We start from the raw sequence: 15,551 nt of genomic DNA on the forward strand, positions 1-15,551 counted from the left end.
ATCTTATCCTGCATGATGGGTAAAAATGATAAATCTAGCATGATAAAAGGGAGTCAGAGTATGAAGAAAACACAGGGATGGAAAAATGGACTTGTCCGTTTCGCCGAATGGTTTTCACGGTTGGCTTATTTAAATCTATTATGGATTGGTTTTACACTTGCCGGTTTACTGGTATTTGGCTTCTTTCCTGCGACAGCAGCAATGTTTGCCGTGATTAGAAAGTGGGGGATGGGTAACTTGTCCGCTTCTGTGTTCTCCACCTTTTGGGATTATTATCGGCGTGACTTTGTAAAGGCTAATGGTGCAGGCTGTCTGATGGCTGTGATTGGCTATATTATGTATATTGACGTATTTGTATTTGATTTTGCGCCAACCATGATGATGCAGATCGTACAATTAATCCTATATTTGATTGCCTTCTTGTTTTTATTAGTGGCAGTTTATTTTTTTCCTGTGTATGTTCACTTTGATTTGCAATGGTTTCAGTATATTAAAATGGCTGTGTTAATGGCATTTGCGGCTCCTTTTCGTGCCACATTAATGGTTATTATCGGGTATGGTGTGTTTTTCCTTATGGCCAAGATGCCGATTGTGATGTTATTTTTCTTGGGCAGTGCGATTAGTTATTTATGGTTAATGATTGCACTGCCCACATTTTATAAGCTGCAAAACGGCAATGGGAAGCCGCAGCAGGTTGAGTAACGTTTTTTAGCAGGTAATTTGCTTGCATAGATTGTATTACAAGAAGCTAAATAGGTTTCAAAAGGTTTATTCCTTTAAATAGTTATTTTGCTTATCAAGCATGTGTATTCTCTTCTGAATCTTTTAAAAAAACCATCCATGTCTCTATTTAACCCATTTTTGTAACGACAATGTTCCACGTGAAAAAATAAAATTCGATATATTTTGCAAAGAGTTCCGTTAAGGGGCTCTTTTATTTTGGTACGATACTAACTGTTCCGCGGTCATAAACAGAGTTGAATCCTTTCTAAAGCAAAGGTAAGATATTAATTAAATAACTGGAAATTCAGAGGGGGAAGAGGAATGCGATGGAATGGTACAAAGAAGTGTATATTGTAAGTGACAGTAGAGAGAGGCTTCATATTCCAACAGTTGTACAGTTATTGTCAGCTACTTATTAGGCAGCTGACAGGACAAAAGCGGAAATAGAGAAGAGTATTGATCATTCTCTAGCCTTTGGACTGTATGAGTGAACAACAAATTGGTTTTGCCAGAGTTGTGACAGACAAAGCAGTCTTCTCTTAGATACTAGATGTCGTGATCGAAGAGGATTATCGGGGAAAGGGTTTAGGCAAATGGTTAATAAACTGCCTGCTGGAGCATCCGGAATATTTTATTTGTAGCGAAGAAAAGCTAGTACTGGCGTAAAATAAAACAGTAAAGCCTCCGCAAGGCTTTACTGTGCTCTATTATCTTCCTCATTTTTTCCGACAAAAAGGGGACTGCGATATTTGTAATAACTATGCTTTCCATTTTAGTTTAAAGGTTTTAATCTCAAATGGATCAAAAGGGATGGGGTTATCCAGATCAATGACTTGTTTTTTCTGCTCTAACAAATTTGTTTCCACGATTTCCTGAACATCAAAATGAAGGATTAGCTTTGCCTGTGAATGACTGCCAGATGTTTCATATAATCGGATAATGATATCATCATCCATTTCTGCCTTTTTCAAGGAGCCTAACATAACACGATCTCCAATAAGCTGGACAAAAGAGGCAGAGGTATTCTGTCCACAATTGTCCTTGTTCGTCACCGTCTGTTTGACGGAACGAATTGGTATGTTTAACTCGTATCCTTCCTTATAGACGTTCCCAGCGATAAAATCTCCTTTATGCGGATAGAAACTGTAAGTAAACTCATGCTCAGCCCGGTCAGCCTCAGGATCAGGGCTGGCTGAACTTCGCAATAGATTAATATCCAGCTCATTTCCTTCTGCGCGATGACCGTACTTACAATCATTTAACAAAGCCACACCATAGTTCGGTTCCGATAAATCGATCCAATGATGGGCGCTAATTTCATCCTTGGCAGCATCCCATGATGTGTTACGATGGGTGGTGCGTTTGATATAACCAAATTGGATATCACAATGTACATGCTCACTTTTGACATGGAGTGGAAACGAAGTTCTCAGCATTTTGTTCGCTTCCTGCCAATCTACCTTTGTCTTAAAATCAAGCCGTCTGCTTGATAACGTTAGATTAATCGATTGTTCGATGGTCGAATGGCCAAATTGATAGACTTGGGTAACGGTCGCATGTGGTCCAGCAACCTTGGCTTGAACATGATCAAGCACGGGATACATCTTGGCCGCTGATCGATAGTCTGCTGGGAAATCCCAGGCATCGCCATGATCATGATAGACGGTCAATCGGTTGGCGGAAGCATAAGGGGCAATGGTTTCCCGCTGGTTTTCCTTATCATATATTGAGCGAATGGTGCCGTCTTTATGAAAAGAAACTTTAAGCAGATCATTTTCCAGCAGGTCTGGTGCCGCTCGTAATGGTTGTACTTCCTGTATATATTGCGCCTGATCTGTTTTCTGTAGCGGGAGATATCCCATTGGCGGTACGACTATTTTTTTCCATGTTCCGCTAGCTTCTACCCATTCCTGTCTTGACCATGGCAGGGAATTAAACAGGGTCAACCCAGACAGTCCCAAATGCTCGCTTAGAGCTTGGTAGTGTTCGGCGATCATTTCTTCTAATCGATCGAGAATGATTTGATAGCGTTCCAATGACTCATCATAGACACGGCCGATCGAGGAGCCGGGAAGGATATCGTGAAATTGATACAGCATCACTTCCTTCCAGATGGTCTCTAGCTCAGCGGCAGGATACTCTTTTACTCCCTTGATCATTGTTAAGGCGGCTGCAAATTCTAATTCGCGTAAGGCTATTTCAATGAAACGGTTAAAGCGTTTGTTTCGTGCCTGTGATGTTAGGGTTCCTTGATGCTTCTCCAAATAAAGCTCCCCAACCCATGTTTTATACTTATTAGAAGCTTCCGCCAGTTTGTCGAAGAATTGGATCGATGTTTCCTGTACAACTGGTGCCAGCCCCAGCAGATTTTTTTCGCGTTGCAGCCGTTCTAAATGCTCTTCACCTGGGCCACCGCCTCCATCTCCAATGCCAAACAGCATTAAACTATGCTCTGAGATATTCTTGTCGTAATATTCGCGCTCTATTTTCTTAATCGATCTTGGAGCAGCAGGGCTGTTATACGTATCTTCAGGAGGCAGGTGGGTCAGCACCTTGCTTCCATCAATACCTTGCCAAAAAAAGGTATGGTGCGGATGATCGTTATATTCACTCCATGACAATTTTTGTGTCATCACATAGTCCACATTGGACTGCTTCAAAATTTGCGGCAGGACAGGGGAGTAGCCGAAAATATCGGGCACCCACAACGTTCGGACTTCTTTGCCAAATTCATCGGCAAAGAATTTTTTTCCATGTAATACTTGTCGAATAAAAGATTCTCCATTCGGAATATTGGAATCCGGTTCCACCCACATAGCGCCTTGAACTTCCCAGCGGCCTTCAGCAATTCGTTGTTTAATTTGTTCATATAGCGTTGGATAGTAGTCTTTCATCCATTGATATAATTGGGGCTGACTTGCACCAAACATATAGTCTGGATATTTTTCCATATTGCGAAGCACGGTCGCAAAGGTTCTTGCCCCTTTGCGAATCGTTTCTCGTATCGGCCACAGCCAGGCCAAATCAATATGGGCGTGACCAATCGCGCTGATGGTAAGTTCAGCATCGCCGTTTTGCTTGCTTAAAGGTACTGCCAGTATCTCACGGGCATTACTTATTGTTGTATCAGACCAATCTGTCAGCAACAGCGAAGTCTCGTAAAGCGCCTGCAGAATTCTCGCTTTTCTAACAGAGTCATCTTCCAATTGTTCAGCCAACTCCAGCAGTACTTCAACATCATAGTACAGTGATCGCACTTCCTCATTACAGCTGGCAATCACTGCTTCTTTGAGCGTGCCGGATCTGTAATGGCCAAATAAGTCATTACAACCGGCATCGGCCCATAGAGAAATTTCCTCTGTCCCTAAGGCATGGTCAGTGATTTCAACCACTCTTTTTCCAGGTTTCCCTAATGCTAATTCAAACTCTGAATTCACATTGGTTAAGCCTTGCAAAGGCGTGCCTTTTTGATCTACTAAACATAATTCACCATTGATATCGATGAGCAAAACGATTTTTTGCCCTTTTGCAGCTGTCGGGACGGTTCCTGTAAAATGGAACCAGGCACAGTCCCAGAGCTCTCCCCATTTATCACCAGCAGACAAGGAAAGATAGGTTCCTTGCTCTCTTTCTTCAAATAGAACAGGTTCTTTGGTTACCCAAGCTTCTACTTTTAGAGGAATAAGCTGTTCATAGATCTTGTCTGCGATAAAGGCTTTCATCTTGTGTAATTTATCTGGCTTTATTTTTTCGTATGGCATTCCTGACCCTCCGACTTTCTGTAGTTAAGTTTCTCGCAGTGTAACTGGTTGTAAGCCTCCCACTTCAAGAAATAAGGGAACACCTCATTTCTAAGTGGGAGATCCAACAGCCAGTAACGGCCCGATTGATGCAACTAACGTTCACTTTGTATTCACAGCTTGATGTGACACCTGACACCATCTGGATGATTGTCATAATGAAGCAATAGTGTATGGCTTCTTGCATCCCATTCCAAGTTCTTCGCTTGCTGTCCTGCAAGAGAAATTTCCTTAGGCTTTTGGGGACACCTTATTCTGCATACTCCTGGTACATTCAGCGGTCCCTTGGCTAAAAAGGAGAAATCATATGACTTCCTTTCGCTTGCTTCAATTCGGGAAGAGGCTGCAATGATTTCAAATGCATGCTTTTCTTGCTGAGCATTCAAATCATAGATAAATGACTGCTCGCCAGGGAATACGCGAACCTTTTCTTGAATCGCCAAACCAGCCTCCAATAAATTCACGTATAAACCATCCAGCTGCAAAGGTTCTTCAGAAACCGATTCATCCATCACGGCGCTGATTATATAAGGTCCCCTCCGCAGTGACAGATAATTTTTTTCTTTCCACTGATCAGCTTGCTTTCCTGCTGCCTTTGTTCGTTTCACTGTCTCTTTTAATTGTTCGGCCAATTGCGCGCTTTGAGCAAATTCTTTAGGGCTCTTAGGCAGTATATGAACGATCCCTTCACCTATTTGATACATATCCTGCTTGGCTTGTGGGTCAATACCTAAGACTTCAAATAGATGTGCTGCCGGATTGGCATATGTTTTTTCATTTGTATTCCACCAATCCTTTGCTTGATGATATGTATCACTGCCATCGCCAACATAAATTAAACAGCCGCCATCCTGTACCCATTTACTTAAGCCAAGGTGAATATCTGGTGATTCCGGTTTCATAAATTCATAGCTTAAAATCAATGTATGATAAGGTTCCAGATAAGAAGGGAAGCGTCGGACATTATCTAATTGAACTGGTCTGACTGGTATACCTGACTTCAGAAGCGGCAGTGTTAAGCCGTAGAAATCAGACCAGTGCAGTAATTCCTTCGATTTGTCGCTTTTCAGCATTTCCTTTTCCGTTCCATCATACCGCTGTGCCTCGTCTTCTGTAGGAATATCTAGCGGGTTTCGCTGAAACATGGCAGTATCAGAAAGAAATACGCCGATCGTATCTGCGTTTCCATCCCATTCGACGACATCCTGCTGCAAGTCCCTTAAGCTGTTCATAATAACCAGTAAGCTAGTGGCATAGCTTTCTGGAATAGACTCCTTGCCATTTCCATCTTTTTTCGGATAAGACTTATTAAAAATACGATTTGGCCAAGGGGATATTTCATAATGACATACATTGGGATGAAACAGCGATGCCGTCAATGTTTTGATATAGTTAGTCTTGTAATCATCCCAGTCATAGTTAGGGTTATCTTCAATTGGGTCATGTAAGAACCAAATTCTTCGATCAGTCCCGCGAGTAAGTTCCTGCATAATGCCATATTCTAAATAGGCCGTTTCAAAGGTTCTTTCTTTAGTTATTCCTTTGTACACGTTTGGTGTTCGCGCAGTTCCTGTCCATACCTGGGCGATATAGCCATCGACTGTTGGTAAATCCAGCAACTGGGACTGCGGGCTGATTATCCGCCACTGCGTATAATTAATTAAGCTGTGGGTAGGCACGTAAAAACGGATTTCACGATTGTAAGTTGTCAACGCATAATCCTTCAGTTCTGTACACAACCGGTCCAAGCAGCGCTTATACAGAAAGGCTTTTAATTTGGAAGCCCGGTATTGTGCATCTACAGATGCATGAGGTGGTATCCAAGGTTCTTTATAATAAATTTGCCACTCCCTTTTAAAGGCTTCCGAATAACCGCCCTCGACCCAAAATTCCGGTTCTTCCAGATGAATTGCTTCAACACCGGCATCAACTGCCTTTTTGATCCTTTGTGTTAAGAAGTTGGTATACGAAATCGTTGGTACCATATATGGCACATCTTCTCCATGACTGATTATTTCGCCCATTCTGTTTTTTTGTGCTTCATCCCAGTGGTTTTGTCCATCTACTTTGCCGTATAAATAATGTTGGTATTCTCCCCAAGCTACCCCTGTCATCAAGTGGATGACATAGCCCCTTTGTTTCCATTCCTTAATCCTTTTGGGCATGGAATCATCTATTCCATAAACCATTACAAAATCTGTTTGTAAGTCAATCGTGGGCTGGTAGGGTGCGCTTTCTTGAAAACCTGTTTTTTCTTCCGATCTGTTTGTACTATACATGGTTCTCCTCCAGACATATATGGTTATTGGTGTTCCAATCTGATTGCAAAAGTAACAGTATATATACGCCGCCTACTACTGATCTGTTTTTAAAGTTTAACCGTTTGGCTGTTTTTGTATCATACCAGTCTGAAAATGGTACACGATCTGGAGTCTCGTGTAAGAAACGCCAAAGTGGTTCTATTAAGGAGAGTGTATCTTCTCTCTGTTCCGCTAATGCCGCTGCCCATACCAGCCAATCTGCTTTTGTATAGGTTTCCCGGCTGTCTAACGGTGTTCCATAGCGATTCTGTTGTGAGATATAATAGTTTACTTCTTTTTGTTTAACGTCTTCAGAAAATAAGTGTAACGAGAAAATATCATCCCAAATTAAGTTATACTTCAAACTCCATGTATCTGGCTGGTTAAATGTCAGACGGTAATGGTCGTTATCTAGCGCCATCTGTTCCCATTCCTTGGCCATCTGCTGAGCCTGGTCCAGCCATTGTTTCTTTTCCTCTTGTTTACCTATCCATCCGCATAACAAACCATAACTGGCTATGCCCATAATGGCTTTGATGGACAAATTGGTATTATGGGCGAGGTGGCCGGCAAAGTCGTCTGTGCACAGCTGCTGCTTTGGATCCAAGCCATTATTTTTTAAGTATTGAGCCCATAGTGTTAGTAAATCCCAATTTTCCTGAGCGAAATCGATCTTGTCCTCCGCTAAACAGATAGCTGCCATCATCACTAACATATTGCCGCTTTCTTCAATAGGCATCTGATTTTCGAACTTGTTATCGCCATAAACCTGTCCATTGGCAATCGGGTAGCAGCCAACATCATGAGGAGCAAAGTCAAAAGGCCATTCCTCTGAACGTGCAAAACGAAAAATAGGGCGCATCATACCTTTTACCAGTTCCGGGTTATAAAGAAGAAACAGCGGGGTAGATGGATAGCTTATATCAACCGTACCCACACATCCATTACTGTTATTTTCCTTGGATAGAAATAAGATATGTTGCTGATTATCCAGTACAAGCTTATGAGCTGCAATTGCCTGCCGGTATGCCAGAGCAGTGATATCCCGGTAAGCGGCACCGCCGGCAGCGGTTGTTTGCTGGTTCAGCTGTTGGTCAAATACCGCACATTCCTGTCTGAGTGCTGGATATTCAGCTGCGGCTGCCTGCAATATCTCATCTATTTCTTGTCCGTTTCTTTTCCAATATCCCGGCAGAGGTTGATGAAAATACTCAATCGAAAAAATATCATTATATGCAAGTACTAGATAATTGGATTGCTTGTCTTGATCGACTGTACCATAGTTGATCACAGCTGCCATTACAGGACAGTTCTTCTCTGCGCTGCGAGGCATATGCTCGTCATCTATATCGGGCAAGACGCCGTTTGCTGCCCATTTCTGTCGGACAGCGCTAGAGGCAATTACTGAATCGCTATGGTCAGCAGGGGGCAATACATGCAGATAGCCCCAGTCAATTCGTGTATCATCTCCTTTACGTTTTAATACAGGCTGATCATGGGAGCCCATTTTCATCACGGTTCGATCATTTGCTAGTGTGTATCTGGCCCAGCTTACTTCTTGTTTGGTATCATGTACACACCATTCGCCTGTCACATCCATATAAATCTGCACATCATGCTGAACCTGATCATTTGCCCATACTTCAAACGTGATATAAGAGGCTGGCCTGGATAGCACATCCAATTTATCCAACAGAAGTGGAGTCATAAATTCCACTTGAAGGGTGATTCCAGCCCCTTCAAACACGTAGATAGTAGTTAATGGATGGACGGTCAGCTGTATTTGTTCTAAATGATCTAATTCCTGATCATTTTCGTTTGTAGCTAGTTTACCCATAAAGCGGTATGCTTTACCGTCCACACGGATCATTCCTGTCATCCCATGGATACCCGTTGTTCCGCCTGCATTGTATGTCCAATGGTGCGTGTGGTCGTCATAAAGATGATCATTACTGCTCCACACATTGAAATAAGGATCTACTGTTAATAAAGGAACAGCTGGTGGTCTAATCACATCCAATCTTTTAGAACTCGAATTTGTAAAAGTTGTTGTATTGATTGAAAGTCCCTTCGTTACAGAAGGGACTTGTATGACGTGTTACTAGTTGGAGGTACGGTAACGCATAAATTCTGTGCCGCTCTTTGCCTGCTCGGTAATTTCCGCCGCAACTTCTTCTATACCAGCATTACGAAGGGCCTCACGGGTTTCATTAATAATGCTGAGTGCTTCTTCATCTGTACTGGAGTGAATGGCTTGTTGAACAACATCTCCCATAACCGTCGTAACTGGTTCGATTTGTGCGAAATTAGGATGATTCTTCAATACTGCATAAGGATCTAGGCCGGTTGCAGCATTAACACCATCTTGCCGGAATATTTCCATAAATTCTTGTTTCGCTTGGTATTGCTTATTCACTTGATGTCCGAAGGGTCCGCCGCCTAATGAGCTTTCTCGATCCAGTCCGGTAAGTGTTAAAAATGCGGTATCAATGCCTTCATCCTTCAAGGTGCCATCATTGATTTTTTCTACAGCTTCCTCTTTAGCTACTACTTCGCCATCCTCCAGGTCATAATGTTCTCCCTCCACACCGAATTTGGCGAGCATGTATCCTTCGTCACTTGACAGGTAATCAAAAAGCTTAACAAATGCTTCTAGCTTTTCTTCAGAGGCATCGGCAAAAATTGCGATCAATTGACTGCCCTGCACATTAAATTCGGTACGATAGCGGTCACCGTTAAAGTCTTCCATTGGTCCTAAAGGCACATAGTTCTCTTCTAAGCCGCCTTGCTTCGTGTCATTCCACATGCCGTTAAATTGGTTTGGCATGACGGCATATCGGCCTTGCGATATTTTTTCCCTGGCAATCGTACCAGTATGGGAAAATACCTCTGGATCAAGTAATCCTTCATGCATTAATTTCCGCATAAATAGTACCCATTCTTCATATTCTTCGGTCATAAAATTATATCTGGCATTGCCTTCCTCATCGATAAACCAGCTTCCTGCCCCAGCAACAGGTACAAACATTTCAGAGGTAATATCCAGCGGCCAGCCGTTATCATATGCTCCTAATGGAAACACCTCATTGCCATTTGTTTCAAAACCGCCTTCTTTAACCGCTTTCAGGAAGTTGTATAAATCATCTGGTGTTTGTACAGAGTTGGGATCAATACCAACCTCATCGGCGATGTCTTTATTGACATATAATCCATAGAGCCAATCTACAATATCATCCTCTGTTGCGGGAAACATCGAATGGAGTATGAATTGCCCGCCTTGCTGCTGGCTGATGATATCATTGTACAAAGATACAGACATGTTTTCTTCCTTAAGTACCTCAGCTAGTCTTTCGTGCTCTTCGATATATGGTGTTAAATCATGCAAGAGACCATCATTAGCCGCCTCCAGCAGTAATTCAGCTTCTTTCCCCCAGGCAGGTCCAATATAAACATCTGGGAATTCTCCAGTTGCTAATACTTGTGTTAACTTATCGACTTCACTGCCATTGGTATATTCAATATCCAATGTAACTCCTGTTTCTTCTCTGATTTTCTCTGCGACAGGGTTATTAACAGGATCTTCCGGGGCACCGCCTCCAGATCCATTCCAGTTGTGTAATACCTTTAAGGTAACTTCTCCGTCACCTTCGCCTGAACTGCCCTCATTACTGCATGCAGCTAAAAGAGTAAAACTGATTACAATCATAAGAAATACCAGCAATTTTTGTTTCATTTTTATTCCTCCCTTTTTAAATGATTAGATAAGCAGACATACTAGCCTTTAATAGAACCAACCATAACCCCCTTAACAAAGTACTTTTGTAAAAATGGATATATACAAATGATTGGCAGTGTAGCGATAATCAATGTTGCCATTCTTAATGATTCAGGTGTGACATTGATAAGTCCAGATGATACGGTGGTACCGGACTGTGACGATCTTTGTGCGGCATTGGCCAATGCTTCGGATTCTGTTAACAATTCATTAAGCAGTGTCTGCACTGGCCGTAATGCTTCATCGGTAACAAAGTAAGCCCCGGTAAACCAATCATTCCAATGGAACACCCCTTGGAATAAGGCGATGGTTGCCAATACCGGTCTTGATAACGGCAGGATGATCGACATAAAAATTCGAAAGTTGCTTGCGCCGTCAATCTGTGCCGATTCCTCCAGTGACTTCGGCAGCTGGTCAAAGAATGTCCGGATAATAATGATATGGAAAAAGCTAAACAAAAATGGGAATACATATACCCAAAAGTTATTAATTAAACCTAGTTCCCGGAACAAAATAAAGTTTGGAATCATTCCGCCGCTAAAAATCGAAGGAATAAAAATAAAGAATGTAAAGAAAGATCTTCCGGGTAAATCTTTCTTGGTCAGCGCATAGGCAAACAGGGCGGATAAAAATACGTGTAAGCTGGTACCAATTACTGTTCGCGATACGGTAATTACATAGGCATTCAGGAATGTACTATCTTGAAAGATTTGAATATAGTTTTCAAAGGTAAAGCCGCGCGGCAAAAAATAAATAGGATGTTTCATCGCCTCAGCACCGTCACTTAAGGAATAGGCTAAGATGTAGATGAATGGATAAAGTGTACTAAATGCAAAAACCGCCAATAACGTATAGTTGAAAATAGAAAACCATGACCATTTTTTTCTCATTGTGTACAGTACCTCCTTACCATAGTGATGTCTCATTTACTTTTTTACTGATGCTGTTAGCAATAATGATTAAAATCACACCAATTATACTTTGGAATAACCCAACTGCAGTAGCATAACTGATTCGGCCTTGTTCCAAACCTGACTGAATGACGTGTACATCCAGCACTGTACCAATCGAAGCCGTAGCAGGTGTATTTAACAGTAACAGCTGTTCATAGCCAACAGTCATGATGCCGCCGCAAGCTAACAGGAACATAATAACCATAACAGGACGAATGGCAGGTAAGGTAATATGCCATACTTGTCTAAAACGGTTGGCACCGTCCATTTTGGCGGATTCATATAATTGCTGATCAACGCCTGAAATGGCAGCTAAATAAATAATCGCTCCGAAACCAGCCGCTTTCCAAATATCTGACAGAATAATGATTTGATAAAAATAATCTAAGTTTCCTAAGAATTGAATTTTGCTAAAACCAAGGGAAGCGATAATTTCATTGATGGGACCGCCATATGGCGTGAGCATTCTTTGCAAAATGGTAACTACAACAATCCATGAAATAAAGTGAGGCAAGTAGGATATGGTCTGGACTGTTTTTTTAAATTTTAAGACTTTCACCTCATTGAGAAGTAAAGCTAGGATGATAGGCATGGGGAAGCCTATCACTAATTTCATTAAACTGATTATTAACGTGTTGCGGATGATATCCCAAGCTTGATAAAAATTAAAGAACTCCTTGAAATACTTAAGGCCGCTCCATTCACTTCCTGTAATGCCTCCTACAAAGCTGAAATCCTTAAATGCAACGGTTAGACCATACATTGGTATGTAGGCGAACACGACAAACCAAATAATACCTGGCAGCATAAACAGATAATATAAGCGGTGCTGCCATATGCGCAGCCAAAGGCTTTTCTTATTTTGGACACTGTAATTATCTGTGTAAAGGTCTTTATCCATCTCTACATTGTTCATCTCATCCTCACTTCCTCCTAAGATTCAAATTGTATGCGTTTTCAAATGAATTATATTAAATATAATATTATATGTCAACGTATTTTATTACATAAAAATAATAATGTGTTATAATTTTATATGATTTATCATGGTTTACTAGATTGTAACGGATAGAAAAAATTTTTGAGGGCAAGAATGAAAAATTGTCTCATTCTGCATATGAGTGGGGAGAGAAACTGGTATGTCACGGTGATGATTGTCCAACATGAGTTTCCAACAGAATCGAGAAACCAGATGGAGGGACAACTGATTTCCAGATAAGTTTCGTTAGATCAAGGGGAAGATTATCAAAATAAGCAGTCTTTTGATTGATTAGGCAATTCGATTCAGCTTATACTAAAAGAATACATATATTTGTTACAGAGTATTTAAAATGAATGGAGTTTTCGGAATAGGTGGTGGCATATGAAACCGTTATACGAACAAATATATAAATCCTTAAGAGAAGATATTATATCAGCAAAATATCAAATAGGAGATCAAATTCCAGCGGAAAAAGAGTTATCCAAACAATTTAATGTGAGTAACATTACTATTAAAAAGGCACTGGAGAAATTATCAAGCGAAGGGCTTATATATAGAACAAGAGGCAAAGGTACCTTTGTTTCGAATCAAAAAAATGAAAACTTAACAACAAAAAATAACCAAGGCACAAAAAAACCGCTCTTTGGTTTAATCGTAACGACATTTGACGACAGTTTTGGCAACCGATTAATTGGAGGTATTGAAGATGCCGCCCAAGACACTTGTCATATTATTTTGAAACGCTCTTTAAGCATTCCGGAAAGAGAAGATAAGGCGATCAGAGAACTGCTTGATTATGGGATAGACGGACTGATTATATCCCCGGCAAAGGCAGAACATTACAGCCGAGAAATCCTCAAAATGATTGTTGATCGATTTCCGTTTGTGTTGATTGACAGATCTTTCAAAGGTTTAGCGGCTACTTCTGTATCCACAGATAATGAGAAGGCAGCCAAAGAAGGGATCCGTCATTTAATTGATCTCGGTCATGAGCATATTGGGGTGCTGATTCCTAAAGATAATTCGACAACGGCGATTGAAGATCGGATTAAAGGAGTAGTGGAGGCTATTGTAGAAAAAAAGGTGGTAGTCAATCGCGAGTTATGGTGTGCGGAGATAAAGAGCCCATACCCGACACATAAAGATACTGCGAAAGATATAGAAACGATCAAAGCTCATTTACTGAAGTATCCTCAAATTACGGCTCTGTTTGCCTTAGAATATAATATTGCGGTACTGGCAAAGCAAGCGGTAGAACAGTTAAACTTACGGATACCTGAAGATATATCGATTATGAGCTTTGATAGTCCGCCAAGAAATGCGCTGGAATGGAACTTCACCCATTTGCATCAGCAGGAGGAAAAAATTGGCCAGCAAGCCCTAGACAGCCTGCTTGACATGTATCATGGCAACTTTGAGATGAAAAAAGATATTCGTATACCGGCCCAACTGGTAGAAGGAACGACAACCAAAAACCGTGGCACGTAATGGCTGCCATCTATTCCGTCTCTATCCAGTTAACCGTCCGTCAGCATCTGCTTCAAGGGTTGGCGGCATGCCGAAGAGATCTGAGCGGGGATACCGGATGTTAACATCTTGAAACGTTTTATTACGCATCAGCGTGATAACATGCGGAACCCTTGACCCGCTTTATAGTTCTTTATATGCCGCTGTTATACGCCCGACCGCTACTTCGACAAACTTAGGGTGTGTAGCAAGATTTAAGCGGATATAGCCTTTGTAGGCCTCACCAAACCATTCGCCGTAGTCGACGGCAAGTTTACATTTTTCTTGAATGAATTCCTTCACATCTGCTGGATCCAGAAAACCTTTCAAATCTACCAGCGGCAAATAAGTACCCTCCAGATCACATACCTTGATTTCCGGGATATGTGCCGTCAGTTCTGTTTTGACAAAATCATAATTAGACTGGATGACATTCCGAAGGCCGTTAAGCCATTCTTCACCTGTTCGATAGGCAGCTTCTGTTGCAATATGGCCAAGCAGATTCTTCTCGCTCATGATATGTTGATTGGCGTAGTTATCAAATGTTTGGCGCAGTTTCGGATTTTCGATCACGATATTTGCATGGACCAATCCCGGCAAATTAAACGATTTAGAAGCGGCATTTACGAGAATAATCCGGTCTGTATATTTCCCACCTGCTACGATTGGTGCAGGCATATGTTTATGGTTTCCAAATACAAAGTCTTGGTGAATTTCATCGGCAATCACAAGCACATCATATTGATCACAGATCGACAGCATCTTTTCTAACTCTTCTTCTGTCCAGACGCGCCCAGCAGGATTGTGTGGGGAACAGAGGATAAAGAGTTGGACATTATTAGCTGCAATCGCCTGTTCAAATTGATCAAAATCCAGCTCAAAATGACCGTCGTTATCCGTCATATCGACAGTGACTAGTGTCCGATCAAGGTCTTTGATCACGTTAAAGAAGGGATAGTAGACCGGTGGTGTAATAATGACGGCATCTTTTGCTTCGGTAAAACAGTTCATAAACCAGTATAATGCGGACACGACACCAGTGGCTGGTCTGCACCATTCTTTTTCTACTTTGTAGCTAAAATGTTTTTCCATCCAATTAGAATAGGTGTCATAATAAGAATCCGGTACAAATGAATAACCAAAGGCACCATGCTGCACACGTTCGGTGAGTGCTTCAAACACACCATCCGGCACCTTGAACTCCATATCTGCCACCCACATCGGCAGAAGATCCGCGTCTCCAAAACGTTCCTCCAGCAAATCCCATTTCAAAGAATCGGTATCTTTTCTTTCGACATAATATTGATCGATAAAAGTCTGTGTATCCATATGTATCTCCTCTCAAGTTCAGTCATTCTTTTCTATTAACTATAGAGGAAATTTGGAATGTGCACAATTGTTTGAGGTATTATTTTATTAGATATCGCTTTTATTACGATATTTGACAAAATTCACGGTTTCTTCCCTGTGCAGTTTCTTCTCTGAGATAGCCTGTTTTTAAAGGTCAGCATA

11 protein-coding genes are annotated in these 15,551 nt (G+C 41.5%); 4 read left to right on the forward strand and 7 right to left on the reverse strand.

Annotation, left to right across the window (positions count from 1 at the left end):
- Positions 1–60: 60 nt before the first annotated feature.
- Both JOD18_RS12870 and JOD18_RS25025 read left to right on the forward strand, forming a co-directional pair.
- Entirely contained in the window at positions 61–702 is a 642-nt protein-coding gene (locus tag JOD18_RS12870; RefSeq protein WP_204669446.1) for a YesL family protein, read from the forward strand.
- 576 nt (positions 703–1,278) lie between these two features.
- The gene (locus JOD18_RS25025) at positions 1,279–1,389 is read left to right on the forward strand and encodes a hypothetical protein (RefSeq protein ID WP_420827804.1); all 111 of its coding nucleotides are present in this window, start codon (positions 1,279–1,281) and stop codon (positions 1,387–1,389) included.
- Between the two features lie 92 nt (positions 1,390–1,481).
- On the opposite strand, the gene JOD18_RS12875 is transcribed toward JOD18_RS25025, so the two are convergent.
- From JOD18_RS12875 to JOD18_RS12900, 6 genes are all read right to left on the reverse strand, one after another.
- On the reverse strand, positions 1,482–4,484 hold the full coding sequence (locus tag JOD18_RS12875; protein WP_204669447.1) for an alpha-mannosidase: 3,003 nt from the start codon (positions 4,482–4,484) through the stop codon (positions 1,482–1,484).
- A 152-nt stretch (positions 4,485–4,636) separates the two neighbouring features.
- Entirely contained in the window at positions 4,637–6,802 is a 2,166-nt protein-coding gene (locus JOD18_RS12880; protein WP_204669448.1) for a hypothetical protein, read from the reverse strand.
- Positions 6,795–8,843 carry a glutaminase family protein gene (locus tag JOD18_RS12885; RefSeq protein WP_204669449.1) on the reverse strand — a complete coding sequence of 683 codons (2,049 nt, stop codon included), beginning with the start codon at positions 8,841–8,843 and terminating at the stop codon, positions 6,795–6,797. Before JOD18_RS12885 ends, JOD18_RS12880 begins: the two co-directional genes overlap by 8 nt.
- A gap of 81 nt (positions 8,844–8,924) precedes the next feature.
- Positions 8,925–10,556: an extracellular solute-binding protein gene (locus JOD18_RS12890; RefSeq protein ID WP_204669450.1), complete on the reverse strand. Its 1,632-nt coding sequence runs from the start codon at positions 10,554–10,556 to the stop codon at positions 8,925–8,927.
- A 41-nt stretch (positions 10,557–10,597) separates the two neighbouring features.
- A complete protein-coding gene (locus JOD18_RS12895) occupies positions 10,598–11,488 on the reverse strand; it encodes a carbohydrate ABC transporter permease (RefSeq protein WP_204669451.1) in 891 nt (296 codons plus the stop codon).
- A gap of 16 nt (positions 11,489–11,504) precedes the next feature.
- The gene (locus tag JOD18_RS12900; protein WP_239588110.1) at positions 11,505–12,467 is read right to left on the reverse strand and encodes an ABC transporter permease; all 963 of its coding nucleotides are present in this window, start codon (positions 12,465–12,467) and stop codon (positions 11,505–11,507) included.
- Positions 12,468–12,644: 177 nt separating this feature from the next.
- On the opposite strand from JOD18_RS12900, the gene JOD18_RS24610 reads away from it, so the two are divergent.
- Both JOD18_RS24610 and JOD18_RS12905 read left to right on the forward strand, forming a co-directional pair.
- A complete protein-coding gene (locus JOD18_RS24610) occupies positions 12,645–12,770 on the forward strand; it encodes a hypothetical protein (protein WP_275583009.1) in 126 nt (41 codons plus the stop codon).
- A gap of 144 nt (positions 12,771–12,914) precedes the next feature.
- Positions 12,915–14,021 (forward strand): GntR family transcriptional regulator, encoded by a 1,107-nt coding sequence (locus JOD18_RS12905; RefSeq protein ID WP_204669452.1) that lies wholly within the window; start codon positions 12,915–12,917, stop codon positions 14,019–14,021.
- Between the two features lie 162 nt (positions 14,022–14,183).
- Here JOD18_RS12905 and JOD18_RS12910 read toward each other — a convergent pair whose 3' ends face one another.
- Positions 14,184–15,368 (reverse strand): MalY/PatB family protein, encoded by a 1,185-nt coding sequence (locus JOD18_RS12910; RefSeq protein ID WP_204669453.1) that lies wholly within the window; start codon positions 15,366–15,368, stop codon positions 14,184–14,186.
- Positions 15,369–15,551: the final 183 nt, after the last annotated feature.

It is taken from the genome of Gracilibacillus alcaliphilus, assembly GCF_016909015.1.
Lineage (GTDB): Bacteria > Bacillota > Bacilli > Bacillales > Amphibacillaceae > Gracilibacillus > Gracilibacillus alcaliphilus.

What these genes read in the sequence shown, in the direction of transcription:
- JOD18_RS12900 (WP_239588110.1), bottom strand. Translation starts at nt 12,467, where the DNA reads ATGAACAATGTAGAGATGGATAAAGACCTTTACACAGATAATTACAGT.
- JOD18_RS12880 (WP_204669448.1), bottom strand. Translation starts at nt 6,802, where the DNA reads ATGTATAGTACAAACAGATCGGAAGAAAAAACAGGTTTTCAAGAAAGC.
- JOD18_RS24610 (WP_275583009.1), top strand. Translation starts at nt 12,645, where the DNA reads ATGAAAAATTGTCTCATTCTGCATATGAGTGGGGAGAGAAACTGGTAT.
- JOD18_RS12870 (WP_204669446.1), top strand. Translation starts at nt 61, where the DNA reads ATGAAGAAAACACAGGGATGGAAAAATGGACTTGTCCGTTTCGCCGAA.
- JOD18_RS12890 (WP_204669450.1), bottom strand. Translation starts at nt 10,556, where the DNA reads ATGAAACAAAAATTGCTGGTATTTCTTATGATTGTAATCAGTTTTACT.
- JOD18_RS12910 (WP_204669453.1), bottom strand. Translation starts at nt 15,368, where the DNA reads ATGGATACACAGACTTTTATCGATCAATATTATGTCGAAAGAAAAGAT.
- JOD18_RS12875 (WP_204669447.1), bottom strand. Translation starts at nt 4,484, where the DNA reads ATGCCATACGAAAAAATAAAGCCAGATAAATTACACAAGATGAAAGCC.
- JOD18_RS12905 (WP_204669452.1), top strand. Translation starts at nt 12,915, where the DNA reads ATGAAACCGTTATACGAACAAATATATAAATCCTTAAGAGAAGATATT.
- JOD18_RS12895 (WP_204669451.1), bottom strand. Translation starts at nt 11,488, where the DNA reads ATGAGAAAAAAATGGTCATGGTTTTCTATTTTCAACTATACGTTATTG.